The organism is Paenibacillus sp. Y568 (assembly GCF_059445545.1).
In genome coordinates this window covers 455,607-481,806 of record NZ_JCAIUM010000001.1, presented here as the reverse complement: position 1 = coordinate 481,806, position 26,200 = coordinate 455,607, and the positions used below count along the sequence as shown (strand labels likewise).

At 41.5% G+C, this 26,200-nt stretch carries 24 protein-coding genes, 2 tRNA genes and 1 other annotated feature; of the genes, 25 read left to right on the top strand and 1 reads right to left on the bottom strand.

Translation table 11 applies throughout. The features are described from left to right. Positions 1-31 precede the first annotated feature (31 nt). From sigE to AC1D7X_RS02345, 11 genes are all read left to right on the top strand, one after another. Complete coding sequence (sigE, locus tag AC1D7X_RS02395) at positions 32-754, top strand: RNA polymerase sporulation sigma factor SigE (RefSeq protein ID WP_495454237.1); 723 nt, start codon at positions 32-34, stop codon at positions 752-754. Between the two features lie 103 nt (positions 755-857). Further along, the gene (gene sigG / locus AC1D7X_RS02390) at positions 858-1,640 is read left to right on the top strand and encodes an RNA polymerase sporulation sigma factor SigG (protein WP_495454238.1); all 783 of its coding nucleotides are present in this window, start codon (positions 858-860) and stop codon (positions 1,638-1,640) included. Positions 1,641-1,922: 282 nt separating this feature from the next. Beyond that, on the top strand, positions 1,923-2,252 hold the full coding sequence (locus AC1D7X_RS02385) for a YlmC/YmxH family sporulation protein (RefSeq protein WP_495454239.1): 330 nt from the start codon (positions 1,923-1,925) through the stop codon (positions 2,250-2,252). Positions 2,253-2,305: 53 nt separating this feature from the next. Further along, a complete protein-coding gene (pgeF, locus tag AC1D7X_RS02380) occupies positions 2,306-3,154 on the top strand; it encodes a peptidoglycan editing factor PgeF (RefSeq protein ID WP_495454240.1) in 849 nt (282 codons plus the stop codon). 30 nt (positions 3,155-3,184) lie between these two features. Next, positions 3,185-3,856: a YggS family pyridoxal phosphate-dependent enzyme gene (locus tag AC1D7X_RS02375; protein ID WP_495454720.1), complete on the top strand. Its 672-nt coding sequence runs from the start codon at positions 3,185-3,187 to the stop codon at positions 3,854-3,856. 2 nt (positions 3,857-3,858) lie between these two features. After that, a complete protein-coding gene (locus AC1D7X_RS02370) occupies positions 3,859-4,299 on the top strand; it encodes a cell division protein SepF (protein WP_495454241.1) in 441 nt (146 codons plus the stop codon). Between the two features lie 4 nt (positions 4,300-4,303). Further along, positions 4,304-4,576: a YggT family protein gene (locus AC1D7X_RS02365; RefSeq protein WP_495454721.1), complete on the top strand. Its 273-nt coding sequence runs from the start codon at positions 4,304-4,306 to the stop codon at positions 4,574-4,576. Between the two features lie 8 nt (positions 4,577-4,584). Beyond that, positions 4,585-5,367, top strand: a complete 783-nt coding sequence (locus tag AC1D7X_RS02360) for a YlmH family RNA-binding protein (protein WP_495454242.1) — start codon at positions 4,585-4,587, stop codon at positions 5,365-5,367. 96 nt (positions 5,368-5,463) lie between these two features. Continuing rightward, entirely contained in the window at positions 5,464-5,949 is a 486-nt protein-coding gene (locus AC1D7X_RS02355; RefSeq protein WP_495454243.1) for a DivIVA domain-containing protein, read from the top strand. Between the two features lie 75 nt (positions 5,950-6,024). Next, positions 6,025-6,294 (top strand) — a binding site (T-box leader). Between the two features lie 751 nt (positions 6,295-7,045). Beyond that, the gene (gene ileS, locus AC1D7X_RS02350; RefSeq protein ID WP_495454244.1) at positions 7,046-10,135 is read left to right on the top strand and encodes an isoleucine--tRNA ligase; all 3,090 of its coding nucleotides are present in this window, start codon (positions 7,046-7,048) and stop codon (positions 10,133-10,135) included. Between the two features lie 153 nt (positions 10,136-10,288). After that, positions 10,289-10,609, top strand: a complete 321-nt coding sequence (locus tag AC1D7X_RS02345; protein WP_495474581.1) for a DUF5665 domain-containing protein — start codon at positions 10,289-10,291, stop codon at positions 10,607-10,609. Between the two features lie 47 nt (positions 10,610-10,656). On the opposite strand, the gene AC1D7X_RS02340 is transcribed toward AC1D7X_RS02345, so the two are convergent. Beyond that, entirely contained in the window at positions 10,657-11,382 is a 726-nt protein-coding gene (locus AC1D7X_RS02340; RefSeq protein ID WP_495474580.1) for a TraR/DksA C4-type zinc finger protein, read from the bottom strand. A 247-nt stretch (positions 11,383-11,629) separates the two neighbouring features. On the opposite strand from AC1D7X_RS02340, the gene lspA reads away from it, so the two are divergent. The 14 genes from lspA to AC1D7X_RS02270 all read left to right on the top strand — a co-directional run bounded on the left by lspA (position 11,630) and on the right by AC1D7X_RS02270 (position 26,051). Further along, positions 11,630-12,121, top strand: coding sequence for a signal peptidase II (lspA, locus tag AC1D7X_RS02335; protein WP_495474579.1), 492 nt, complete (start codon positions 11,630-11,632; stop codon positions 12,119-12,121). Continuing rightward, complete coding sequence (locus tag AC1D7X_RS02330; protein WP_495454248.1) at positions 12,118-13,077, top strand: RluA family pseudouridine synthase; 960 nt, start codon at positions 12,118-12,120, stop codon at positions 13,075-13,077. The genes lspA and AC1D7X_RS02330 overlap by 4 nt, the downstream gene beginning before the upstream one ends. A 93-nt stretch (positions 13,078-13,170) precedes the next feature. Continuing rightward, positions 13,171-14,424: an LL-diaminopimelate aminotransferase gene (locus AC1D7X_RS02325; protein WP_495454249.1), complete on the top strand. Its 1,254-nt coding sequence runs from the start codon at positions 13,171-13,173 to the stop codon at positions 14,422-14,424. A 738-nt stretch (positions 14,425-15,162) separates the two neighbouring features. Continuing rightward, complete coding sequence (gene pyrR / locus AC1D7X_RS02320) at positions 15,163-15,741, top strand: bifunctional pyr operon transcriptional regulator/uracil phosphoribosyltransferase PyrR (protein WP_495474628.1); 579 nt, start codon at positions 15,163-15,165, stop codon at positions 15,739-15,741. 2 nt (positions 15,742-15,743) lie between these two features. Further along, a complete protein-coding gene (locus tag AC1D7X_RS02315; RefSeq protein ID WP_495474578.1) occupies positions 15,744-16,655 on the top strand; it encodes an aspartate carbamoyltransferase catalytic subunit in 912 nt (303 codons plus the stop codon). 104 nt (positions 16,656-16,759) lie between these two features. Continuing rightward, entirely contained in the window at positions 16,760-18,049 is a 1,290-nt protein-coding gene (pyrC, locus tag AC1D7X_RS02310; RefSeq protein ID WP_495474577.1) for a dihydroorotase, read from the top strand. 86 nt (positions 18,050-18,135) lie between these two features. Then, on the top strand, positions 18,136-19,275 hold the full coding sequence (gene carA / locus AC1D7X_RS02305; RefSeq protein ID WP_495454252.1) for a glutamine-hydrolyzing carbamoyl-phosphate synthase small subunit: 1,140 nt from the start codon (positions 18,136-18,138) through the stop codon (positions 19,273-19,275). After that, a complete protein-coding gene (gene carB, locus AC1D7X_RS02300) occupies positions 19,268-22,489 on the top strand; it encodes a carbamoyl-phosphate synthase large subunit (RefSeq protein ID WP_495474576.1) in 3,222 nt (1,073 codons plus the stop codon). The genes carA and carB overlap by 8 nt, the downstream gene beginning before the upstream one ends. Before the next feature lie 15 nt (positions 22,490-22,504). Further along, positions 22,505-23,245, top strand: a complete 741-nt coding sequence (pyrF, locus tag AC1D7X_RS02295; protein WP_495454254.1) for an orotidine-5'-phosphate decarboxylase — start codon at positions 22,505-22,507, stop codon at positions 23,243-23,245. Further along, positions 23,238-23,879, top strand: a complete 642-nt coding sequence (gene pyrE / locus AC1D7X_RS02290; protein ID WP_495454255.1) for an orotate phosphoribosyltransferase — start codon at positions 23,238-23,240, stop codon at positions 23,877-23,879. The genes pyrF and pyrE overlap by 8 nt, the downstream gene beginning before the upstream one ends. 168 nt (positions 23,880-24,047) lie before the next feature. Further along, positions 24,048-24,212, top strand: a complete 165-nt coding sequence (locus AC1D7X_RS02285) for a hypothetical protein (RefSeq protein WP_495454256.1) — start codon at positions 24,048-24,050, stop codon at positions 24,210-24,212. 74 nt (positions 24,213-24,286) lie between these two features. Next, positions 24,287-24,360, top strand: a tRNA-Met gene (locus tag AC1D7X_RS02280). A gap of 43 nt (positions 24,361-24,403) precedes the next feature. Then, positions 24,404-24,477: transfer RNA gene (locus AC1D7X_RS02275), tRNA-Ile, on the top strand. Between the two features lie 116 nt (positions 24,478-24,593). After that, positions 24,594-26,051: a SulP family inorganic anion transporter gene (locus AC1D7X_RS02270; protein WP_495454257.1), complete on the top strand. Its 1,458-nt coding sequence runs from the start codon at positions 24,594-24,596 to the stop codon at positions 26,049-26,051. Positions 26,052-26,200 lie beyond the last annotated feature (149 nt).

Below are 26,200 nucleotides of genomic sequence, written 5' to 3'. Positions count from 1 at the left end.
CTTACAGAAAACTCTTAGGAGGAAATCATTCATGTTAGTAAAATGGAAATTAGCGGTACAAATACAATATTATCGTGCACTCTTCTTATTTGGACTGAAAAGTGAGGAAATATACTACATAGGAGGAAGCGAGGCTCTACCTCCACCTCTAACGCGGGAAGAAGAGGAATATCTTCTTCAGAGGCTCTCAACGGGCGACGCAGCGATTCGAGCTATGCTCATTGAACGTAATTTGAGACTGGTTGTATATATTGCACGTAAGTTTGAGAATACAGGTATCAACATTGAAGATTTGGTATCTATTGGGGCTATTGGTCTGATCAAGGCTGTGAATACGTTCGATCCGGAGAAAAAAATAAAATTAGCTACGTATGCATCTCGATGTATTGAGAATGAAATTCTGATGTATTTGCGTCGAAACAATAAAATTCGAAGTGAGGTTTCATTTGATGAACCATTAAATATTGATTGGGATGGAAATGAACTATTACTGTCAGATGTACTAGGTACAGAGAATGATACGATTTATCGGAATATTGAAGAACAAGTTGACCGTAAATTATTGCATAAAGCTCTTGATAAATTGACTGAACGTGAGCGTACGATTATGGAACTTCGATTCGGACTACAGGATGGTGAGGAAAAGACACAAAAGGATGTTGCCGATATGTTAGGGATTTCACAATCCTATATTTCTCGATTGGAGAAGAGAATTATTAAACGGTTACGTAAGGAATTTAATAAAATGGTGTAAGTAGATAGATGAACAAAATCTATATTGATTAGTCAACTAGGAATAAAATGAGCCTCTAGGGAGATAATGTACATTAATGTTTCTCCTTGGGAGGTAAATCATCATGACCCGAAACAAAGTTGAAATCTGTGGGGTAGATACTGCAAAACTTCCGGTTCTAACGAATGTGGAAATGCGGGAATTGTTCCATAACTTACAACAAAATAACGAACGTTCAGCTAGGGAAAAGTTAGTAAATGGTAATTTGAGATTGGTACTAAGTGTGATTCAACGGTTTAATAATCGAGGGGAATTCGTCGACGATTTATTTCAGGTAGGTTGTATTGGGCTAATGAAGGCTATTGATAATTTTGATTTATCACAAAATGTAAAATTCTCAACGTATGCGGTACCCATGATTATTGGGGAAATTCGGAGGTATTTACGGGATAACAATCCAATAAGAGTATCACGATCTCTACGTGACATAGCATATAAAGCGCTTCAAGTCCGAGATTCCTTAACGAACCAAAATTGTAGGGAACCTACGATTTTTGAAATTTCTGCGGCACTTAATGTTCCAAAAGAAGATGTAGTTTTTGCGCTTGATGCAATTCAAGATCCTGTATCGTTATTTGAACCCATTTATCATGATGGTGGCGATCCGATATATGTCATGGATCAGATTAGTGACGATAAGAACAAAGATGTCTCATGGATTGAGGAAATTGCCTTAAGAGAAGCTATGCACAGATTAGGACAACGAGAAAAGATGATCCTTTCCAAGCGTTTTTTTGAAGGTAAAACTCAAATGGAAGTTGCAGAGGAGATTGGCATCTCACAGGCCCAAGTATCTAGGTTAGAAAAGTCAGCTATTCAGCAAATGCAAAAACATGTTAAATCATGACAAATAAATCCTTAATCGGATGATAAAAGTACATGAAGAGCGTTCCTAAGGGAGCGCTCTTTTTAAAAAGATAAGAAAGAAATGAATCCACTTCATAATCGCAATGCATCTTGATCGATTTATGTAATTATCAAATGAACCTTTATTCCTTATACTGCTGTTTCAACTTGTTCGAGATTACAATGGGAGATTATATTTGATGAGGGAATGCAATAAAAAAGACATTTTGCCAATTCTCTACATATATTAATCATATAACTTTATTTCTGAAGGTGTGAAGCTATGATTACAGAAAAACAAATGGTGGGGATGATGATGAAGATCTCCGATTTTCAAACTAAGGATGTTATTAATATTGTGGACGGTAAACGATTGGGGCAAATTAGTGATCTAGAGCTTGATTTACGGCAGGGACGGATTGAAGCGATCGTCGTACCGAACTATACCCGATTTATGGGCTTATTTGGTGGCCGTAGCGACCTAATTATTCCTTGGCATAATATTGTGAAAATAGGGTCTGACGTCGTATTGGTCAAGATGGAAGAAATCAAAGAAGCACCTCAAGATAAGGATATAGATCGAAGTGAACGAACGGATCGCCGACCTTATTAAAAGTTTATCAAAGGAAACTAGATATATGATACACTGGATCAGAGGTGAATGATATGGAACCATTCGTTATAAATAATAATCGTAAAGATATGAATCCAGCTTTATTTATGTTGGAACCGTGGAGAATATTCGATAAAATAAGTGTAGGGTTTACTGGTCGACATGGAGGAACTAGCCAAATACCGTATGACAGTTTAAACTGTGCATTCCATGTTGGTGATGATTCGATAGATGTAATAAATAATCGGAATAGCGTATTGAAGATGATAGGTTTTGCAGATCATGCATGGACATGTGGTGAACAAGTTCACAGTAATCATGTGGAGATCGTTCACATTGAAGATAAAGGACGAGGAAGTGTAGATCGATCATCTGCATTTCAGAATACGGATGGATTGCTCACAAATGTACCGGGCATACTATTGACTTCTTTTTATGCGGATTGTGTTCCTTTATATTTCTATGATCCTATTAAACAAGTGGTTGGGCTTGCACATGCGGGCTGGAAAGGAACGGTATCGAAGATAGCCTCAATGATGGTGGACAAGATGATACTAGAGTATGGAAGCAATGTGCATGATATCCGGACAGCTATAGCTCCTTCTATTGGCCCATGTTGTTATGAAGTGGATGATAAAGTGATGCTATCGGTTTACGATTTAGAAAAAGAAATCATGGGTAATAATAACCATCCTGTTTCTTGGTATCTGAATAAAGACGACGGAAAAAGTATGCTAAACTTGAAAGAAATGAATCGACAGATTATGATGAAAGCAGGAATATTGCCGACTCATATCGAATGTACAACATATTGTACAAGTTGCCATAATGATTTGTTCTTCTCTTATCGCAAAGATGGAGGAACGACAGGACGTATGGCTAGCTGGATCGGCATCAAGTGAGGGGCTTTTATTGTGACATTAAAAGATAGAATGAACGATGTAGAGAATCGCATAACAGATGCTTGCATAAGAAGTGGAAGATCACGAGAAGATGTACAAGTTGTTGCTGTTACCAAGTATGTCTCGTTGGAGATGACAGCTGAGGTAATCAATGAAGGACTCCTTCATCTTGGTGAGAATCGTTGGCAGAATGCTGAAGAGAAGTGGAATGCACTAGGTGAACAAGGAATTTGGCATTTCATAGGACATCTTCAGACCAATAAAGTAAAAGACGTCATTGATAAGTTTCAATATATCCACTCACTGGATCGTGTTTCTTTAGCTCAAGAGTTAGAGAAAAAGGCGAGCGCTTTGGATATAGAAGTACAGGTATTTGTTCAAGTTAATATTTCAGGAGAAGACACCAAATATGGTCTATCACCTGAGACAGTGGTTTCTTTTTTTGAAACGATAAAAGCATTCACTCATGTTAAGGTTATTGGGCTAATGACTATGGCTCCATTCGAGGGTCATCCAGAGGATACACGGCCAATATTTCAAGCCTTAAGAGAATTGAGAGATGACCTTAACCGTCAGTCCCTTACACGCGAACCTATCACAGAATTGTCAATGGGGATGTCGAATGATTTCGAAGTCGCGATTGAAGAAGGATCTACCTGGGTTCGTTTAGGATCTATTCTAGTAGGGAAAGAGGAGGGCTAAAGATGGGTGTTATGAATCGCTTTATGAACTTTATGGGTTTACAAGAAGAAGAAGAGGTAATAGAGCGTGAGCCTCTTGCTGATGAAGAGGGGTTCGCAACAACGAGTACAGAGCTACGTAAGAATTCAAGAAATAACGTTGTTAGCATTCACTCACAGAAAAATGTTAAAGTAGTATTATATGAGCCGCGTTCATATGATGAAGCTCAGGATATTGTCGATCATTTACGTTCTCACCGTACGGTTGTAATGAATTTACAACGTGTTCGTAATGATCAAGCGATGCGTATTATCGATTTTGTCAGTGGAACGGTGTATGCTTTAAGTGGAAGTATTTCAAAAGTTGGTGGTAACATATTTCTATGCACCCCAGATACGGTGGAAATCCAAGGAAATATTTCAGAGATTCTAGCTGAAGAGCTAGACTATAACAGAATGAGGTGAGCGAATTTTGACTGAGGTTAATAGTATTATCTCTATGCTTTTCGAGATTTACTTTTACATGATTGTTATTTATGTATTAATGTCATGGCTTCCTAACTTACGTGAGAATTTCATAGGTGAGTTATTAGCTAAATTAGTTGAACCATATTTGTCCGTGTTCCGCCGATTTATTCCGCCGATCATGGGTATGCTTGATATTTCGCCTATTATTGCGTTATTCGTACTACAATTTATCCAAAGTGGGTTGCGGTTTATCATCGACTCAATTTTCTTTTAGGTCTAATTATGCGATTAGATATACAGGATCATTTTCACCCAGATGAACGGGAATTTGTAGACAGGGCTTGGGAATGGGTTGTTAATGCTGGTGAATATCATGAGGTGAAGCTGACAGATTTCATGGATCCTAGGCAATCCTATATATTACAGACATTAGCTAATCGACATTCTGACGTACATATTCGTTTGAATGGCGGTTATGATGGAGCTGAACGATGCCGTGCAATCGTCGCTCCCGATTATCGTGATCTAGATGATGAAGATATGAGGATGGCAGTATTAAGTATTTACTCAGGAGATCAGAAATTTCTTGAACTTGATCATGGTGATTACATGGGTGCCATTCTGAATTTAGGAATTAAGCGAAGTAAGATCGGTGACATCCATGTATTGGATAATGGTTGCCATACGGTCGTAGGGGAAGATATTGCATCTTATCTTCATATGCAGCTTGATCAAGTGCACCGTATTCATGTACAGAGCGAGATTTTACCTCTAGAATTATTGCGGACAAGTAAAGTTACTCTGAATACTATTGATCTCACGGTCGCTTCGTTGCGTCTGGATGGGATTTGTGCCGATGTATATAGACTAAGCCGCAGTAAAATTATCGTACCCATCAAAGCTGGACGCTGTCGCGTGAATTGGAAAATAGAAGAGAATCCCTCTGCGAGTTTAAAAGAAGGAGATATCATTTCACTACAATCCTTTGGACGATTTAAGGTCTTAGAGGAAGGGGGAATGACGAAAAAAGGGCGGTACCGTGTAAAAATCGGAAAATTTATGTAAATATGGCAGGAAATCAATACTTCTTGTCGAATTGAGTTATCCAAGGTCTAATAATGGAATTCAATTTTTGAACTGAAAATTTCAGGAGGTGTAGCCATGCCGTTAACACCATTAGATATACATAACAAGGAATTTGCCCGCAGAATTCGCGGTTATGATGAAGATGAAGTGAATGAATTTTTGGATCAAGTCATTAAAGACTACGAGGGTGTCATTCGGGAGAACAAGGAATTACATAACCAAATATTCGCTCTTCAAGAGAGATTAGATCATTTCATTCATATTGAGGATTCTCTTTCTAAGACCATTATTGTAGCTCAAGAAGCTGCAGATGATGTAAAGAATAATGCTAAAAAAGAATCCCAATTGATTATTAAAGAAGCGGAAAAGAATGCGGATCGGATTGTTAATGAATCTTTATCCAAATCACGGAAGGTTTCGATGGAAGTCGAAGAATTGAAGAAGCAGGCATCTATTTATCGTACTCGCTTCAGGACGCTTGTTGAAGCTCAATTGGAATTACTTAGTATGGATGGATGGGAATCACTGGAGAGTCGCGAGGAAGCAAAGGAAGTTTATTAGGCTTCAGGCGGTTGACTTTTACTGAAAAAGAAGCTATAACTATAGTCATAATCTGATTTCACTTAAATGTATGAAATGAATTTGATGATGGGATAAGTACCATAAGGAACTGTTCTTCAGAGAGTTGGCATTATGCTGAAAGCCAACGTACAGACCTTTAGTGGAAGATCCTCCCGGAGAAGTGAAGCTGAAACGTCATTGACGCGTGTAAGCTAAGCCGGTCTGCCGAACGTTATATCGGCTCCATGCTTTAATATCAGCATGGACTTGAGATGTCGCTTATGAAGTGGTTTATTGATGAGCGGAAATTAGGGTGGTATCGCGAGCTGAAGCCTCGTCCCTTTGGGGATGAGGCTTTTTTTGTGTGTGCTGATCCCCCTAAATCCCCCTTAATAAGGGGGACCCCAGAGGGCCTGCCCTCTGGACACCTGAAAGTTTGGTGGAGAGAGTTAGTAGGCGGAGGGAAGTTACGCTATTCGTGGGAACGGTTCTTCCTCGACTCCCCTTCGGGATCATCTTCGGCCACCTTGCATGTGAAGGGTGCTGTGCCCGCTTCGCCCGGGCTGCACGAACGACGAACAATAGGTAGCGACGGCTCCTGAGTAACTTGTGAGTGAGTGGGATTCCCGCACCTCGACGCCCCTGCGGGTACGTCTTCGGGGTCTTCCACCCTGGCGGAGGAGTTACGCTGGTGCAGGTCAAGAGACGAACGAGTGGTAGCGACGCTCCTGAGTAACTTGTGAGTGAGTGGAAGTCCCGCACCTCGACGCCCCTGCGGGTACGTCTTCGGGGTCTTCCACCCTGATGGAGGAGTTACGCTGGTGCAGGTCAAGAGACGAATGAGGTGCCGCGACGAACGCCTGAGTTACAGTGTAAGAGGGTATGCTACGAACGAAGTAGAGCGTGCCTGATCCTTTGCGAATCGCAAAGGATCAGGAGAAAAAGCGAGGATACGCTCCCAATGAACAAAAAACAGCCGATGTATGTTTTACGACGAAATTTTGGGTGTCCAGAGGGCTAGCCCTTGGAATCCCCCTTAGCAAGGGGGACTTAGGGGGATGGACTCCCTGATATATTTTGAAAGGAATGATCATAGATGAACAGAGTAGACGTTAAAGAGAAAGCTCGTGCGAGAGAACTTCGCATTTTGAAGAAATGGAATGATGAGAATACATTCGCGAGATCGATGCAGAATCGGGAGGATAAGCCGAATTTTGTGTTTTATGAAGGCCCTCCAACTGCCAATGGTAAGCCACATATCGGTCACGTCCTGGGTCGTGTAATCAAGGATTTCGTGGGCCGTTACCAGACGATGAAAGGATATCGTGTTGTACGTAAGGCAGGTTGGGATACTCACGGTCTTCCAGTAGAGCTTGGGGTACAGAAGCAACTTGGTATCACGCATAAGCATGAGATCGAAGAGTACGGCGTTGAAGCTTTTATCAAGAAATGTAAAGAAAGTGTATTCGTATATGAACAGCAATGGCGCGATCTAACGGAAGCGATTGGATATTGGACAGATCTGGATGATCCATACATCACATTAGATAACAAATACATTGAGAGCGTGTGGAACATTCTTGCTACGGTACATGACAAGGATCTACTATATCGTGGTCATCGTGTAAGTCCATATTGTCCGGATTGCCAAACAACGCTTAGTTCGCATGAAGTGGCTCAAGGATATAAAGATGTTAAAGATCTAAGTGCTACGGCTAAGTTTAAGTTACATGATAGTGGTGAGTATGTACTTGCTTGGACAACTACACCTTGGACATTACCTGGACATGTAGCACTTGCAGTGAATCCAGATATGGAATATGCACGAGTGAAGCAGGAAGATGGCGTATACATCGTTGCTAAGAAATTAGTGGAAGATGTTATGAATGGTGAGCATGAGGTTATTGGTACGTTGAAAGGGTCCGATTTGGTAGGTAAAACTTATGATCCACCATTTAAGTACACACAATTAGAGAAATCTAATGTCATTTTGGGTGCAAAATTCGTAACGGATGCAAGTGGTACGGGGATCGTTCACTTAGCTCCAGCTCATGGTGAAGATGACTATAGAGTATGTAAAGAGAATGACATCAGTTTTGTGAATGTTGTGAATCTACAAGGATGTTACGTTGATGAAGTCACAGATTTAGCAGGACGTTTTGTTAAAGATTGTGATGTAGATATTATCAAAATGCTCTCGGAAAGTGGCATGTTATATAGCAAACAGAAATATGAACATAGTTATCCGTTCTGCTGGCGTTGTGATGCTCCGTTGCTTTATTATGCGATGGATAGTTGGTTTATCAAGACAACAGCCATCAAGGATCAATTGATCGCTAATAATAACAATGTGGAATGGTTCCCTGGGCATGTACGTGAAGGACGTTTTGGTAAATTCCTTGAGGATCTAGTGGATTGGAACATCAGTCGTGATCGTTATTGGGGTACGCCGTTAAATATCTGGGTATGTCAAGAGACGGGAGAACAGTTCGCACCACATAGTATTGCTGAGCTTAGAGAACGAGCTATCGGGGATGTTCCTGAGAACTTGGAATTGCATAAACCTTACGTAGATGATGTTAAGGTTCGTAGTTCATGTGGTAAATATGTTATGACTCGTACGCCTGAAGTGATCGATGTATGGTTTGATAGTGGTTCGATGCCTTTTGCTCAACATCATTATCCATTTGAGAACCAGGAGACGTTCGAGGCACAGTTCCCTGCGGATATGATCTGTGAAGGAATTGATCAGACGCGTGGATGGTTCTACAGTCTATTGGCTGTATCCACAATGCTGACTGGGAAAGCTCCATATAAAGCAGTTATGGCGACAGGACACGTTCTTGACGAGCAAGGGCAGAAGATGTCTAAGTCCAAAGGTAACGTTATTGATCCGTGGGAAGTCATTGATGAGTACGGAACGGATGCATTCCGTTGGGCACTGTTGTCTGATAGTGCACCGTGGAATAGTAAACGTTTCTCCAAAGGGATTGTAGGAGAAGCGAAATCCAAGATGGTTGATACATTGGTCAATACGCATGCATTCTTAACGCTGTATGCTGGAATTGATGGTTATAATCCGGCAGAGCATCCATTCCAGCCTTCGAATCACAAGCTTGATCGTTGGATTGTTTCGCGCTTGAATAGTGTGATCAAGACAGTTGATAAAGGCTTGGCTGTAAATGATTTCTTGAATGCTGCGAAAGCCATTGAAGATTTCATTGATGAACTTAGTAACTGGTATATCCGTCGTTCACGTGATCGGTTCTGGGGAAGTGGCCTTACTGCAGATAAACTAGATGCATACCGTACATTAACAGAAGTATTGATCACAACAGCGAAACTTATTGCGCCATTCACACCGATGTTAGCAGAAGATATTTATCTAAATCTTGGTGGTGGAGAAAGTGTTCATCTAGATGACTATCCACAGGCGAATGAATCTCTTATTGATGAGGAGTTAGAACAAGATATGGAGACTGCACGTCGCGTTGTAGAACTTGCACGTAACGTTCGTAATGAGACAGGTATTAAGACACGCCAGCCGTTGTCTGAATTGATTGTATCCATAGACCGTAATTTCGATCTACCTGGGTATGAGGATATTATTAAAGAAGAAATCAATGTGAAGAATATTCGAACACAGAACGATGATAGTGGATTAGTAAACTTCACATTGAAGCTTAACTTGAAGGTTGGCGGCAAGAAATATGGTAAGAATGTAGGCTTCCTTCAGAACTACTTCAAAGAAATGTCTTCGGAAGAAACACGTAAAGCCGTGGAAAGTGGCGTTCTTCATGTCACTTCACCTGAAGGAGAAGAGTTGAATATTACGGCAGACGAATTGCTAGTCGATAAGCATGCTAAGTCTGGGTTCGCATCAGCTTCAGGTTATGGGATTACGGTAGCACTTAATACCGAAATTACACCTGAACTAGAACAGGAAGGCTGGGTACGTGAAGTTGTTCGTGCAGTTCAAGACTATCGTAAAAAGCTCGATCTTCCGATTGAGAAGCGTGTAATCTTAACGCTACATGCTGACGATGAGTTGAAAGCAGCGATTACAGCATTTGATCATGTACTACGTGAGAATGTGTTAGTCAATGAAGTGTTGTACGGTTCTAAGGAATCGATGGAACAAGTTGAGATTGCTGGGAAGTCCGTAGGAATCCATATTGCAGATTAATACGACGACCTTTGGAACATAATAGAAATAACTAAAAAGAAACGAGCCTTAAGCCGAGAATCGGATGAACTAATCCGAACGGGTTAAGGCTCGTTTCTTCTTGAAATATAAGATCGTTATATTAGATCATGAGTTCCAAAAGGAGCGGAAGCTATGACGCAAGGAAGTAAAGATGCTACTTTATCGCAAGACAACGAAGATACTCATACGCTACTTTTAAAAATATCACAGCAACTAGAGCAGTCTCGCATTGCGGATTATACCCAATTATTACATCGGCCCTGGCGATTAATCTGGCTTAATATTTTGGCAGGAAGTGCACGCGGTGTAGGATTTGCCGTCGGTTTTACTTTTTTTGCGGCAACCATTATATATGTGTTACAAGGACTTGGAGCGCTGAACTTACCGATCATAGGAGATTACATTGCTGATATTGTACGTATCGTACAACGTCAACTGGAGCTAGGCTATTAATGTCTTAGAGGTACATTAATAATTAGCTTCAAGTTGATTGAATTGATCTACATAGAAGGGTCATCTTCAAGTGAATTAACGCCTTCACCCGCATCTAAATAGTCGCGATAATGACGATTACGTACAATTCCAATGGGATTCCCTTCAATATCTGCGGCGAGAAAACTTTCATAAGGTTCTACACAACCTTCTATTTCATCATCTGCTTCAATGGCCATTTCATCGTAATTCTCAATATTATTTCCTTCAGCCATAGCGGGTGAATTGGATGTACCCCATCGTTCTACAATTTGCCAAGTATCTTCTCCATCGAATCCATTCTGGTCATCCCGTTCATCCAAGCTGGTTCGACCAAAAGGAGGTGTGAGGAATTCCTCTTCTACAGGTCGATCATCAGAGACATGTTGCCGGGGAGAGTGTTCCTTACAAAAGATAGTTGCGGGAACGGCTTCTAGTCGATCATAGGAAATCTCTTGGTCACAGATGCTACAGCGACCATAAGTTCCGTTGTCAATCCGAGCCAAAGCAGTTTCGATTCTCTCCAATTGAAGATCATCATGCTCCAAAAGGGAGATATCCATTTCACGGTAATAAAGTTCAGTTGCAACGTCAGCAGGATGATTATCAATATTAGATAGTTCTCCGGTTGAGTCACGCATCGAATCTTCAAGACCATGGTGATCGTTCTCTTCGGTACGATTTGCAATGTCATTACGTTCATGTTCTAACTGTTGGCGTAAACCTTGAATTTGGGAAGGTGATAATTGCGTCATGTTGAGGCTCCTTTCTCTTACTTAGGGAGAAACATAATTTATCTTTAATCTCTTACTATAGAATGCGCTTATCTTCATGGTTTTACATAAGGGAAATGTTCTCGGCTTTGGCCCATTATGGACGGTTTTGGACAGCTTATGCTACAATGAACGAGTTATACTACTTTGTTATTTCGATTCACTAATTGCAAATGTTATAGTGAATGGTGAATTGGCAGAAATCATAAGATTGGAGTGACATGTTACTGTGATATACTACATAATCGCGTTTGTTGCTTTTCTGGTGGATCAAGGAACTAAATATTTGATTGCCAGCCGGATGGATATAGGAGAACAGATATCCGTCATTGGCAATTTTTTTCTGATAACATCACACCGCAACCGCGGCGCAGCTTTCGGAATTCTTGAAGATCAAAGGTGGTTCTTTATCGTTATTACGACTATTGTGGTAATCGCGATCATTTGGTACTTAAAGAAAGTGATGAAAACGAATAATAAATTGTTACCCGTAGCACTCAGTCTAGTACTTGGCGGGGCAGTCGGAAATTTTGTTGATCGTGTCATTTCCGGAGAAGTGGTGGATTTCCTACAATTTAATTTCGGTAGTTATGAATTCCCCATTTTCAATGTTGCTGATTCTTGCATAGTGATTGGTGTAGCACTTATTATTTTGGACTCATTGTTTGATATGAAACGAAATCCAGCTAATCCGAATACGGAAGGAAATGAAGAAACGTGAATGACATCAAGACCGGCGAAGACGAAAACTTTAATACAGATTTAGAAATACGTGAGTGGACAGTTGAAGAGAATTTCGCTAAAGAGCGAATTGATAAATATATAACTGAAGTCTGGGAAGAAGAAGTCTCCCGTTCGCAAGTTCAATTATGGATTACGGGTGAGCATGTTAAGGTTAACGGAAATACAGTTAAAGCAAATTACAAACTTGTTGTAGGAGATCTAGTTCAAGTTATTGTTCCTGAACCTGCTCTAGTGGAGCTTGTGGCAGAGGATATCCCTCTTGAGGTTGTTTATGAAGATCGAGATTTAATCGTAGTGAATAAGCCAAGGGGAATGGTCGTTCACCCAGCGCCAGGACATTCTTCTGGAACGTTAGTAAATGCTTTAATGTATCATTGCAAAGACCTATCTGGAATAAATGGAGAATTACGTCCTGGGATTGTACATCGTATTGATAAAGATACTTCAGGACTCATTATGGCAGCCAAAAATGATAAAGCACACGTTTCTCTTGCAGCACAATTAAAGGAACATAGTGTAACTCGTCGTTACATTGCCTTAGTGCATGGTAGTGTGAGTCACGATCAAGGAACGGTGGATGCTCCGATTGGTCGAGATACGGTTGACCGTAAAATGTATACCGTGAAGGAGAAGAACAGTAAGCATGCTGTAACCCATTTCACAGTGAAAGAACGACTAGGGGATTATACGTTGCTGGAACTTCAACTTGAGACAGGACGGACACATCAGATTCGTGTGCATATGAAGTTTATAGGTCATCCATTAGTAGGTGATCCAATCTATGGCCGTAACAAGGGCATTAAATTGAACGGGCAGGCGCTTCATGCAGCAGTATTAGGCTTCATACATCCATCAAGTGGAGAGTATTTGGAGTTCAAAGCAGGCATTCCAGAAGAATTGGAAGAATTACTTACAAGTCTTCGTAGCCGCTAAAAGTACAAATGATTGGAACATTAGTCCATGGCATAAAGCCATGGATTCCTTCATATTTAGGAGAGAATTTGCCCTAATTAGGAGATGAATGAAATGAGTATAAATGAATATCAAGAAACATATATTCAATTGAATTTTGCAGACCGGATTGGTGGAGCCAATTACGGTAAGGACACAGCTATATATAAATTTGAGAAGATTAAGCGTGCCAAGGCTGCTGCTCAGAAAGACTTCCCTGCCATCTCATTAATTGATATGGGTGTAGGAGAACCAGACGAAATGGCGGATGCTGGAATTGTGGCCAAGCTAGCTGAGGAAGCTGCTAAACCAGAGAATAGAGGATATGCGGATAATGGTATTCCTGAATTTAAGGAAGCCGCTGCGAAATACTTGAAAGAAGTATTCCGTGTAGATGGAATCGATCCAATCCATGATATTGTCCATTCGATCGGTTCTAAACCAGCTCTTGCAATGTTGCCATCATGCTTTATTAATCCAGGCGATATTACTATTATGACGGTACCTGGTTACCCAGTGCTTGGTACTCATACTAAATATTTGGGTGGGGAAGTATACACCGTTGAATTAAAGAAAGAGAATCAATTCTTACCTAACTTACATGATATTCCTGAAGACATTGCAAGTCGTGCTAAATTACTGTACTTAAACTACCCGAATAATCCGACAGGTGCTAGTGCGACAGTTGAATTCTTCGAACATGTAGTAGAGTGGGCTAAGAAATTTGATGTCGTTGTTGTTCATGACGCTCCTTATGCTGCCCTGACTTATGATGGTATGAAACCACTTAGCTTCTTGTCGATCCCAGGAGCTAAGGATGTAGGCATAGAACTACACTCATTGTCTAAATCATATAACATGACAGGATGGCGTATTGGATTTGTTGCGGGTAACCCATTGATTGTGAAAGCTTTCAGTGATGTGAAAGATAATAATGATTCGGGTCAGTTTATCGCAATCCAAAAGGCTGCAGCATACGCACTTGCTCGTCCAGAAATTACGGAAGATATTGCTCTTAAATATTCCCGCCGTCATGATTTATTAGTAGATGCTCTGAATGAATTGGGCTTCACAGCAGAGAAACCGAAGGGCTCCTTCTTCTTGTACGTAGAGGCTCCAAAAGGAGTGAAGGGTGGGCAACGATTCACTTCTGGGGAAGATTTCTCTCAATTCCTCATTCGCGAGAAATTGATTTCTACGGTTCCATGGGATGATGCAGGTCATTTTGTGCGGTTCTCAGTAACGTTTATTGCCAATGGTGAGGAACAAGAGAAGCTAGTTATTAGTGAAATTAAACGTCGGTTGAGTGACGTTGAATTTGAATTTTAAATAGTTGAAGGTACCTGGTGATGGCGAGGCCACTGAAAACTTTAGGTTTTATTCTTAAGTGAACATGTAAGATAAAATAGGCGACTTTTCGTTCGATTTATGAACGGAAGGTCGCCTTTTTAAGAATTAATACAATTATTATACAGCCAAACAGGACACCCTTCCTCGAAAATCGAGGAAGGGTGTCCTGAAATGGAGTTCTCATGGCCACATTATAGGAGCGTAGCGAAGGGGGAATTTGAAACTGTAGGAGCGATAGCGACCGCCTTTGTCTCCGGATTTCATCCGCTAACAGCGGTACCATTCAAGAAATATGGAGACAACAGCGGCCGAAAGTTTAAATATTCCTCGTAGCTACAACTGACTCCTTAGATGTATAGGTCTCAAATTCAGTAGGGACTTTTTCAGTGGCCTCGCCGATGGCAGGTGCCTTTTTGTTGTGCTGATAAAGACTGACCTCAGTTGACATCATGATAGGGTTCTGTCATAATCCTTGTAGATGAATAAGCACCTTTAATTCAGTCCCGTGAGACTGGCAAGGATACGTGAACCGAGGTTCACCGCATAGCACTCGTATGTTTTTTTGTGCGAGCTGTTATGAGGTGCCCTCTCATTCAATGAAATTGAATGACTAGTAAACTCCTTGCCACTGGGCAAGGAGTTTTTTATTATGTCACGGGAAATATATTATGTCACGGGAAATATAAAGGAATTCTATTAAAAAAGGGGCAATACATGATGATTAAAGAAGTGCACGTTATTATGGACGAGACAGCAATACGTAGAGCGTTAACGAGAATTGCACATGAAATTCTAGAGAAGAACAAAGGGATAGAAGATTGTATCCTGATTGGGATTAAAACACGAGGGATTTACCTAGCAAAAAGAATAGCAGAACGAATTCAGGAAATTGAAGGAACACCGATTATTTGTGGGGAGCTGGATGTGACATCATATCGTGATGATCGGTTAGAAGTACGTACCCACACGGCACAAGACGGAGAGATCGCTGTGAATCAATTAAAGAACAGCCTGGGAAATGTAAGTATTCATGATAAAAGGATCATATTGTTCGATGATGTTCTGTATACGGGTCGCACGATTCGTGCAGCTATGGATGCTTTGATGGATTGCGGACGACCTCGGATGATTCAGCTTGCGGTGCTAGCGGATCGTGGACATCGAGAATTACCCATACGACCTGACTATATAGGTAAGAACGTACCTACTTCGATTCTAGAAGAGATAGAAGTAGCTTTAACAGAGTTCGACGGGAAAGACGAGGTAACGATCCTACAGTACAGAGAGGAGAGATAGTCATGATGACAGCAACCAACCTCAAAGATCATAGTTTGCTTGGTCTAAAAGATTTAAGTCGTAATGAAATAGAATCGATTCTAGACCGCGCAGCATACTGGGAATCGCAACATGAGAAGGTTATTCCAGTACTGAGTTCACATTTTGTCGCTAATATGTTTTTTGAAAATAGTACGAGAACTAGATTCTCATTTGAAATGGCTGAGAAACGTTTAGGCGCACAGGTTCTGAATTTTGCAGCCGCGGCGTCTAGTGTGGAAAAGGGAGAGTCTATCTATGACACAGTGAGAACACTCGAATCGATGGGAATAGATGCAGGCGTCATTCGAATGAAACCGGATGGTGTACTCCAGAAGTTAGCAGAGACCGTTAAGGTTCCTTTGATTAATGCGGGCGATGGGAATAACGAGCATCCTACACAAGCATTACTTGATTTATATACGATGCGCAAAAAATTTGGTGAGCTAAAAGGTCTGAAGGTATCGATCATCGGAGATATTCGACATAGTCGCGTAGCACGTTCAAATCTATGGGCATTGCAGAAATTTGGAGCTCAAGTTAACTTTTGTGCACCTGAAAGTATGATGGCTCCAGAACTTGAATCGTATGCTCCATATGTCAATATGGATGAGGCGTTACAATCTGATGTCGTGATGATGTTGCGTGTACAGTTGGAACGTCATGCAACAGGAATACTGAAATCGGCTCAGGAGTACAGAGGACTGTATGGTCTGACAGAGGCAAGAGCAGCTAAACTATCCAAGGATACAATGATTATGCACCCAGCACCGGTGAATCGGAATGTTGAGATTGATGATGCTGTTGTAGAAAGTGCCCAATCCTTTATTTTTCCTCAAATGAGTAATGGAGTACCTATTAGAATGGCAGTCATGGAACGAGCCGTAAGACACTGAGTATGAATAAATAAGCACATTTTATTAATAAATATACACAAATATGAATTTTTATTATACAATAGATTGAAGCCAACGTGCTCAATCAACGAGCGGAGGTCATCATGTTAACTATTATCGCTAATGCGAGTGTTCTTGATAAGCAAGGGAATTTAGAGAAGAAACATGTTCTACTTGAGGACGGTACTATTAAATCTCTAATAGATGGTCATGTAGACCTGACTACAATTCAACATGAGGCCTCAGATATTGTCGACGCAAAAGGTAAGTTAGTTACACCAGGTTTTATTGATATGCATGTTCATTTACGTGAACCGGGCTTCGAACATAAGGAAACGATTGAAAGTGGAAGTCGTTCGGCGGCAAAAGGCGGATTTACAACCATTGCTTGTATGCCTAACACTAGACCTGTAACGGATCATCCGGATGTTATTAAGCTCATTCTTGAGAAAGCGAGCCAAGCAGGAATCGTGAAGGTTCTACCTTATGCGGCAATTACCAAGAATGAACTCGGACGTGAACTAACAGATTTCGCGGCATTGAAAGAAGCCGGAGCTATTGGATTCACCGATGATGGTGTAGGTGTACAGAATGCACAGATGATGAAGGATGCTATGAATATCGCAGCAGACCTTCAGATGCCAGTAATTGCACACTGTGAAGATAATTCACTAGTTGTTGGAGCGTGTGTCGCAGAAGGTGAATTCGCTAAGAAACATGGATTGAAAGGTATTCCCAATGAATCTGAAGCGATTCATGTCGGTCGTGACATTCTACTTGCAGAAGCCACAGGGGTTCACTATCATGTGTGCCACGTTAGTACAGAACAATCGGTACGTCTGATTCGTCAAGCGAAAGCGATTGGTATTCATGTGACTGCCGAAGTATGTCCGCATCACCTGGTACTCTCAGAACAAGATATACCTGGTCTGGATGCCAATTGGAAAATGAATCCTCCTCTACGTTCAAAGCGTGACGTAGAAGCTTGTATTGAAGGTTTACTGGATGGCACGCTTGATATCATCGTAACAGACCATGCTCCACATAGTGCTGAAGAGAAGGCCAAAGGGATGGAGCTAGCACCTTTTGGAATCGTGGGGTTCGAAACGGCCTTTCCACTGCTATACACAAAATTTGTGGAGACAGGATTGATGAGTCTATCGATGCTTGTACAGCGAATGACTGCGGATCCCGCGAAAGTATTCGGTCTGAAGTCGGGGAACCTTGAAGTGGGAAGCCCAGCAGATCTAACTATGATTGATCTAGAAGCTGAGAAGGAAGTGAATCCTGAGGAGTTCCTATCTAAGGGGCGTAATACGCCATTCACAGGTTGGAAGTTAAAAGGATGGCCAGTGATGACGTGGTTAGACGGAAACGTTGTATGGTCAGAGTAAGACTTAGAAGTACACAGTAACATGTAGAGAAATCATAAGAAACAACTATATAGAACATGAGCACATGACAGAGGGAGTGGGATGGAATGCAGGCGAGATTGTTATTGGAGAACGGTACCCTTTTTACAGGTATGGCATTTGGAGCTGAAGGTGAATCAACGGGTGAAGTTGTATTTAACACAGGAATTACAGGTTATCAAGAGGTATTGTCAGATCCATCTTACTGCGGGCAAATTGTAACGATGACTCACCCACTGATCGGTAATTACGGTATTACACGTGATGATTTCGAATCTGTCGCACCATTTATACACGGTTTTGTCGTGCGCCGTCATGAGCCTATTCCAAGTAACTGGCGTGCGGAGTACAGTCTTGACGATCTACTAAAAGAACACGGTATCTTAGGTATTAGTGAGATTGATACGCGCATGTTAACTCGCATCATTCGTCATCACGGTACGATGAGAGGGATCTTAACGACTTCGGCAGCTTCTGTAGAAGAGTTGCAAGAAAGATTGGGAAGTAGCGAAATTCTGAGAGATCAGGTGGCGCGCACCTCTACGAAGTACACGTATAATAGCCCGGGTTCGAAGGAACGGATCGTACTTGTAGATTTCGGAGCGAAGAGTGGAATTCTGCGTGAGCTTTCCAATCGTGGCTGTGATGTCGTGGTTGTACCACAAGACTCAACTGCTGAGCAAATTCGCCACTTACGTCCTGATGGCATTTTGTTATCTAATGGCCCTGGGGATCCAAAGGATGTTCCAGAAGCTGTAAATATGGTTTCGGAGTTACTAGGAGAGTATCCAATATTCGGCATTTGCCTCGGACATCAATTGTTCGCTTTAGCATGTGGTGCGGATACGGAGAAATTGAAATTTGGACACCGTGGTGGTAACCATCCTGTGAAAGAATTGGCAACGAATCGTTGCTATATTACATCTCAGAATCATGGGTACACCGTGAATGAAGACTCTATTTTACGAACCAATCTAGAAGTTACTCATATCAACAATAATGATAAGACAGTTGAAGGATTGAAACATAGTATCTACCCAGCATTCTCAGTACAGTACCATCCAGAAGCAGCACCTGGACCTCAGGATAGCAGCTATTTGTTCGACCAATTTCTGCAAATGATTGCGGATCACAAACTTAAATATCCTGCTAAACCGCGTCAAGCCGAATTAGCCGCAGCTGTGAAAGGAGCACTACAAAATGCCTAAAAATACAGAACTAAAGAAAATACTAGTTATTGGATCCGGTCCAATTGTTATCGGGCAAGCCGCTGAATTTGACTATGCAGGTACACAAGCATGTCAGGCGTTGAAAGAAGAAGGCATTGAGGTCATCCTCATTAATAGTAACCCTGCAACGATCATGACGGATACGAATATCGCAGATAAAGTATATATTGAACCCATCACTTTGGAGTTTGTTACACAAATTATTCGTCAGGAACGTCCAGATGGTTTACTCCCAACATTAGGCGGACAGACGGGTCTGAACATGGCGGTTGAGCTTGCTCGTGCAGGAATCCTAGAACAGGAAAATGTGAAGCTACTTGGAACGCAACTTGAATCTATCGAGAAAGCGGAAGATCGTGATCTCTTCAGAGATTTAATGCGTGAACTTGAGCAACCCGTTCCAGATAGCGACATTGTGACATCACTAGAAGAAGCACTCACATTCGCTAACGAAGTTGGGTACCCACTGATTGTACGTCCTGCTTATACGCTTGGAGGAACAGGCGGAGGAATCTGTGCAACAGAAGAGGAACTTCGTGAAACGGTCGTATCGGGCATTCGTTATAGTCCTATTGGACAGTGTCTTATTGAAAAGAGTATTGCTGGAATGAAGGAAGTTGAGTACGAAGTGATGCGTGATGCGAACGATAACTGTATCGTCGTGTGTAACATGGAGAACTTTGATCCTGTTGGTGTACATACAGGTGACAGTATTGTAGTTGCACCTAGCCAGACATTATCCGATCGTGAATATCAAATGCTAAGATCAGCTTCTCTCAAAATTATCCGTGCATTGAATATTGAGGGTGGTTGTAACGTGCAATATGCACTAGATCCACAAAGCTATCAATATTATGTCATCGAAGTAAATCCTCGTGTAAGTCGTTCATCAGCACTTGCTTCCAAAGCGACAGGTTATCCTATTGCCAAAATGGCTGCAAAAATTGCTATGGGTTATACCTTAGATGAAATTACGAATCCTGTGACAGGTCAAACTTATGCTTGTTTTGAACCTGCATTGGATTATATCGTGAGTAAAATTCCACGCTGGCCTTTTGATAAATTCATTCATGCTAATCGCAAGTTAGGAACACAAATGAAGGCAACGGGTGAAGTGATGGCTATCGGCCGTACCTTTGAAGAATCCATTCATAAAGCGATCCGTTCATTAGAGATTGGTGTTCACCGTTTCGAACTTAAAGGGGCAGTATTATTAAGTGAAGAGGTTCTGAATGAACGTCTTGAGAAACCAGATGATGAACGTATCTTCTTGATCGCTGAAGCTTTCCGTCGTGGGTATACACTACAACAAATCCAAGATCTTACCCAAGTTGACTGGTGGTTCCTAGACAAACTTGAAGGGATCATCAAGTTCGAGACTCGTATTCAAGAAGAAGTCATTCTTTCTTATGAGACGTTATATCAAGCGAAGAGACTAGGATTTACGGATAAATCCATTGCGGAGATTCGTAAACAGAACGTGTTAACAAAAGGCCATACAAACGAAGCAGAAGTGCGTGAATTCCGATTAGATCATAATCTTCGTCCTGTGTACAAAATGGTTGATACGTGTGCAGCAGAATTTGAAGCTATTACACCGTACTACTACTCCACTTATGAAACAGAGAATGAAGTTATCCAGACTACGAAGGAAAAGATTCTTGTCTTAGGCTCTGGTCCAATTCGTATTGGACAGGGTATTGAGTTCGACTATTCAACCGTGCACGCGGTCTGGGCAATACAGAAGGCAGGATATGAGGCCGTTATTATTAATAACAACCCAGAGACAGTATCTACTGACTTTAGCATATCAGATCGATTGTACTTCGAACCCCTATTCTTCGAGGATGTTATGAACGTTATTGAACAGGAGAAGCCAATTGGTGTTATCGTTCAATTCGGAGGCCAGACGGCTATTAACTTAGCAGGTCCTTTAAGTGCGCAAGGTGTTAATATACTGGGCACAAGTTTAGATAGCATTGATGAAGCGGAAGATCGTAAGAAGTTCGAAGCGCTACTATCTCGTCTAAACATTCCACAACCGAATGGTAAAACAGTGACTACTGTGGGTGAAGCCGTTGAGACTGCTACAAAAATTGGTTATCCGGTACTTGTGCGCCCATCCTACGTGTTAGGTGGACGTGCGATGGAAATTGTATATTCGGATGAAGAATTACTTAACTATATGGAATATGCTGTACAGATTAATCCGGAACATCCGGTACTGATTGATAGCTATATGCTTGGTAAAGAAGTGGAAGTGGATGCAATCTGTGATGGTGAAACAGTTATCATACCAGGAATTATGGAACATATTGAACGCGCTGGAGTTCACTCAGGAGATTCAATTGCGGTCTATCCACCACAACATCTAGCAGATCATCTGAAAGAGAAGATAGTGAATATCACTATTAAGGTTGCTAAAGAACTCAAGACAATTGGTCTGGTGAACATTCAGTTTGTTATCTACAAAGACGAAGTATATGTCATTGAAGTTAACCCGCGTTCATCACGTACGGTTCCATTCTTGAGTAAAGTAACGACAATCCCAATGGCAAACTTAGCTATGCAAGCCATTCTGGGTACGAAGTTGAAAGATCTTGGTTATCAAGAGGGACTATGGCCTGAGAGTAAGTATGTATCGGTTAAGGTACCTGTATTCTCCTTTGCTAAACTGCGTAGTGTCGATACAACGCTTGGACCAGAGATGAAATCGACGGGTGAAGTTATGGGTCGTGATCTTCAGTATGCTAAGGCACTGTTCAAAGGACTTATTGGAGCAGGGATGAAAATCCCATCTACAGGTGCAATTATTGCAACGGTCGCTGATAAAGATAAAGAGGAAGCAGTAGAGCTTCTAACTGGATTTAAGAGATTGGGTTATAAAATATATGCAACAGGGGGTACGGCAGACGCTCTGAATGAAGCGGGACTTGATGTAACAACCGTTCATAAGCTGAGTGAAGGAACACCAAATATCCTCGACCTTATTCGTAATGGAGAAGCACAGTTTGTATTCAACACCCTTACTAAAGGTAAAATGCCACAACGTGATGGATTCAGAATTCGTCGTGAAGCTGTAGAAAATGGCATTGTATGTATGACATCGCTCGATACCGTGAGAGCATTGCTAATTATGCTAGACACCATTAACTTCTCATCCCAAGCCATGCCAGCTTTTATTGAGCAATAAGGGGGCTTAAGGACGATGAATACAGAATATAAGAACATGGCAGGTCGTCTGATCGTGGCTCTGGATTATCCAGATGCCGCTCAGGCATCCGCCTTAGTGGAACAATTGCAAGAAATACCTTGTTATATGAAGATCGGGATGCAGCTCTTTTATGCTGCAGGCCCGGACTTTGTGCGCGAACTTAAGGGGAGGGGTTATTCCGTCTTCTTAGATTTGAAAATGCATGACATTCCAAATACCGTTAAGGGTGGTGCTGAGAGCATTACCCGTCTAGGTGTGGATATGTTTAATGTTCACGCTGCGGGTGGAACACAAATGATGCAGGCAGCTTATGAAGGTATGAATAACGCGTTAGCTAATGATAGTTCTTTAACAAAGCCTATTATCATCGCTGTTACACAGTTAACTAGTACAAGTCAGGCTGTGTTAAATGAGCAGATTGGTGTGGAAGGCAGTATTGAAGAGGTGGTAGTAAGATATGCGAAGCTAGCTGCATCTGCAGGTCTGGATGGGGTGGTGGCTTCCGCACAAGAGGTACCCTCGATTGGAGAAGCTTGTGGCAAAGATTTTATAACAGTTACACCAGGAATTCGTCCGGCAGGTAGTCATTTAGGAGATCAATCTAGAGTGTTAACACCAGGAGAAGCGATCCGACAGGGAAGTCATTACATTGTTGTAGGACGTCCGATAACTGGTGCTAGCAATCCTAGAGAAGCGGCAGAACAGATTATTGAGGAGATGATGAACCATGAGTAATTTGACAGAGATTCCATGTGCGATTGCTAATTATTTGTTGCAGATTGAAGCGGTAGCTTTAAGTCCGAAACAACCTTTCACATGGACATCAGGTATGAAATCACCAATTTACTGTGACAATCGTCTGACGATGTCCTATCCAGAAGTTCGTGAATACATCGCGGAATCGTTCGCAGCTGTTACTCGTGAGTCTTATCCAGATGCTGAAGTGATCGCTGGTACAGCAACGGCTGGGATTCCACATGCAGCTTGGGTAGCGCAGAAGTTAAACCTACCAATGGCATATATTCGTGATAAGGCTAAGGGACATGGTAAACAGAATCAGATCGAAGGATTGATCAAGCCAGGTCAGAAGGTAGTCGTTATTGAAGATTTAATCTCCACTGGAGGTAGTTCATTGAAAGCAGCATTAGCTGTTAAGGATGCAGGCGGTGTACCCTTGGCTGTTCTTGCGATATTTAGCTATCAGCTGGACAAGGCAGTTCATGCTTTTGCAGAGGCTGGCATTCCGCTTCAGAGCTTGTCTAACTATGGTGCTCTAATGGATGTTGCCCTTGAACAGGGGAAGATTGAAATAGAAGACTTACAATCACTGAAAGCATGGAGAGAAGACCCTTCATCCTTCGGAGTATAGATACAGAGAGAAATCCAATATCGTAAGACAAGATAAGGACTTGCCCAACTCATCTGAGGAGGACAAGTCCTTATTTTATGCCTTAGAAAATTTGCATGTTTCCAGACCTATTAGGTAATAATACCATCGACATCATATATAGTTCTTCATGAGAAAGAGGGAAGAGAAATGAAGTGGGTGTATTTCGGTAAACTCTATAGAAGCCAATTTCAAGCGGGTTGCCTTGCTAAAAGATTAGAACAGGACGGTTGGATTTATGGATATAATGATCCTCATTCCGTTGAGATTTTTCGTTCTCGTAAAGGGAGATATGGTGTTCGATTTATTCCTTAAATAAAAAAAGCTTGACGTGAGTGCCACAAGTGTTGTATATTATATCTTGTCGCTGTTGAAAAATATTTTACTGACGCGGGGTGGAGCAGCCCGGTAGCTCGTCGGGCTCATAACCCGAAGGCCGCAGGTTCAAATCCTGCCCCCGCAATTCATTAAACTGCCATTATCTAATGTGGTTTACATAATATTTAGGGCCCTTAGCTCAGTTGGTTAGAGCGGTCGGCTCATAACCGATTGGTCGGGGGTTCGAGTCCCTCAGGGCCCACTTCTAGAAACCTTGATTTCAAGGTTTTTTTATTTGTCCAAATTAGGATAGAAGGTTGATTATACATTCTTTTAGAAATTTTATTTTATAGAATTATAGATATTGGGGGAATCAGATTGAAAGGTTTGCAATTGAGCCATTCTACTTGGCTTGGTAATACTCGGAAGGATATATTATCGGGTATGACAGTTGCTCTGGCTCTTATTCCAGAATCGATCGCCTTCTCGATTATTGCAGGAGTGAGCCCCATGGTAGGTCTGTATGCTTCGTTCTGCATGGCTGTCGTTATTTCAATCGTGGGTGGTAGGCCTGCGATGATCTCGGCTGCTACGGGGGCTATGGCTCTGCTTATGGTCACTTTGGTGAAAGACCATGGTATTGAGTATTTGTTTGCTGCAACGATACTGACAGGGATTATACAATATTTGATGGGGATATTAAAAATAGGTCAATTGGTTAGCTTCGTACCCCATTCGGTCATGAATGGCTTCGTCAATGCATTAGCAATTCTCGTGTTTATAGCTCAATTAACGCAATTCAAAGGGCAAAGTTGGGTTATGTATGCACTAGTAGCTCTAACGCTAGCTATCATTTATATCGTTCCTTTATTCACGAAGGCTATTCCTTCAGCATTAGTTGCTATTGTTGTGGTATCTATTATTTCTATTAGTTTTGGATTGAATATTAATACGGTAGGCGATATGGGTACGATTACTAGCACGCTCCCATTTCTGCATATACCGCAAGTTTTATTTTCCATGGACACATTCCTTATTATTTTGCCATATTCTTTCTCCATGGCGGTCGTAGGAATCCTTGAATCACTACTAACGGCAACGATAATAGATGAGATGACTGAAACAGGCAGTGATAAGAATAAAGAAGTTCGTGGGCAAGGGATCGCCAATGCAGTTAATGGATTCTTCGGAGGCATGGCGGGTTGTGCCATGATTGGACAGTCGGTGATTAATGTTAAGTCGGGTGGTAGAAAACGATTGTCAACATTGGTTGCTGGTGTATTTCTATTGTTCCTTATCATTGTTCTGGGGCCCGTTGTTACGAAAATACCGATGGCTGCTCTTGTTGCCGTGATGTTCATGGTCTGCCTGGATACGTTTAAATGGGATTCAATTCGAGAGTTGAACCGGATTCCTCGTACAGATGCTTTGGTAATGATCGTGACCGTAGTCATTGTAGTATGGACTCATAATCTTTCTTATGGTGTCATCGCCGGGGTATTACTGAGTGCTTTATTCTTTGCTTGGAAGATAGGTAAGATTAGATTTGAAGAATCTGCTGTGCTAGATGGACATAAAGAATACAAGGTTAGAGGTCAGATGTTCTTTGGGACGATGACACACTTTGTGGGGCTGTTTCACTATAACGAAGACCCTGAACATATTACGATTGATTTTAGTCGATCACATGTATGGGATCAATCAGCTGTTGAAGCGATATCCAAAGTGATTGCGAAATATGAACAACTAGACAAGAAAGTCGAAATCGTGGGTCTGAATAAGGAAAGTCAGATCCTTATAGATAAAATGGGCTTGTCTATGACTAGCGGCCATTAATAGATAGAGAAGAAGAGGGACCTGATTAAATTCAGGTCCCTTAAAAAGTTCAAAAACAATTTGTAGTGATTCCGGATTCAGACATCATTCACACAATTTATTTCATCGATGCCTATTTTCGCATATAAAGATGATGTCATTCTATACGA

What these genes read in the sequence shown, in the direction of transcription:
- pyrE (WP_495454255.1), top strand. Translation starts at nt 23,238, where the DNA reads ATGAGTAATTTGACAGAGATTCCATGTGCGATTGCTAATTATTTGTTG.
- AC1D7X_RS02345 (WP_495474581.1), top strand. Translation starts at nt 10,289, where the DNA reads ATGACGCAAGGAAGTAAAGATGCTACTTTATCGCAAGACAACGAAGAT.
- AC1D7X_RS02315 (WP_495474578.1), top strand. Translation starts at nt 15,744, where the DNA reads ATGATGACAGCAACCAACCTCAAAGATCATAGTTTGCTTGGTCTAAAA.
- AC1D7X_RS02375 (WP_495454720.1), top strand. Translation starts at nt 3,185, where the DNA reads ATGAACGATGTAGAGAATCGCATAACAGATGCTTGCATAAGAAGTGGA.
- AC1D7X_RS02385 (WP_495454239.1), top strand. Translation starts at nt 1,923, where the DNA reads ATGATTACAGAAAAACAAATGGTGGGGATGATGATGAAGATCTCCGAT.
- AC1D7X_RS02360 (WP_495454242.1), top strand. Translation starts at nt 4,585, where the DNA reads ATGCGATTAGATATACAGGATCATTTTCACCCAGATGAACGGGAATTT.
- AC1D7X_RS02370 (WP_495454241.1), top strand. Translation starts at nt 3,859, where the DNA reads ATGGGTGTTATGAATCGCTTTATGAACTTTATGGGTTTACAAGAAGAA.
- pyrF (WP_495454254.1), top strand. Translation starts at nt 22,505, where the DNA reads ATGAATACAGAATATAAGAACATGGCAGGTCGTCTGATCGTGGCTCTG.
- pgeF (WP_495454240.1), top strand. Translation starts at nt 2,306, where the DNA reads ATGGAACCATTCGTTATAAATAATAATCGTAAAGATATGAATCCAGCT.
- sigE (WP_495454237.1), top strand. Translation starts at nt 32, where the DNA reads ATGTTAGTAAAATGGAAATTAGCGGTACAAATACAATATTATCGTGCA.
- AC1D7X_RS02325 (WP_495454249.1), top strand. Translation starts at nt 13,171, where the DNA reads ATGAGTATAAATGAATATCAAGAAACATATATTCAATTGAATTTTGCA.
- carB (WP_495474576.1), top strand. Translation starts at nt 19,268, where the DNA reads ATGCCTAAAAATACAGAACTAAAGAAAATACTAGTTATTGGATCCGGT.
- AC1D7X_RS02285 (WP_495454256.1), top strand. Translation starts at nt 24,048, where the DNA reads ATGAAGTGGGTGTATTTCGGTAAACTCTATAGAAGCCAATTTCAAGCG.
- AC1D7X_RS02355 (WP_495454243.1), top strand. Translation starts at nt 5,464, where the DNA reads ATGCCGTTAACACCATTAGATATACATAACAAGGAATTTGCCCGCAGA.
- carA (WP_495454252.1), top strand. Translation starts at nt 18,136, where the DNA reads ATGCAGGCGAGATTGTTATTGGAGAACGGTACCCTTTTTACAGGTATG.
- AC1D7X_RS02340 (WP_495474580.1), bottom strand. Translation starts at nt 11,382, where the DNA reads ATGACGCAATTATCACCTTCCCAAATTCAAGGTTTACGCCAACAGTTA.
- ileS (WP_495454244.1), top strand. Translation starts at nt 7,046, where the DNA reads ATGAACAGAGTAGACGTTAAAGAGAAAGCTCGTGCGAGAGAACTTCGC.
- pyrR (WP_495474628.1), top strand. Translation starts at nt 15,163, where the DNA reads ATGATTAAAGAAGTGCACGTTATTATGGACGAGACAGCAATACGTAGA.
- pyrC (WP_495474577.1), top strand. Translation starts at nt 16,760, where the DNA reads ATGTTAACTATTATCGCTAATGCGAGTGTTCTTGATAAGCAAGGGAAT.
- sigG (WP_495454238.1), top strand. Translation starts at nt 858, where the DNA reads ATGACCCGAAACAAAGTTGAAATCTGTGGGGTAGATACTGCAAAACTT.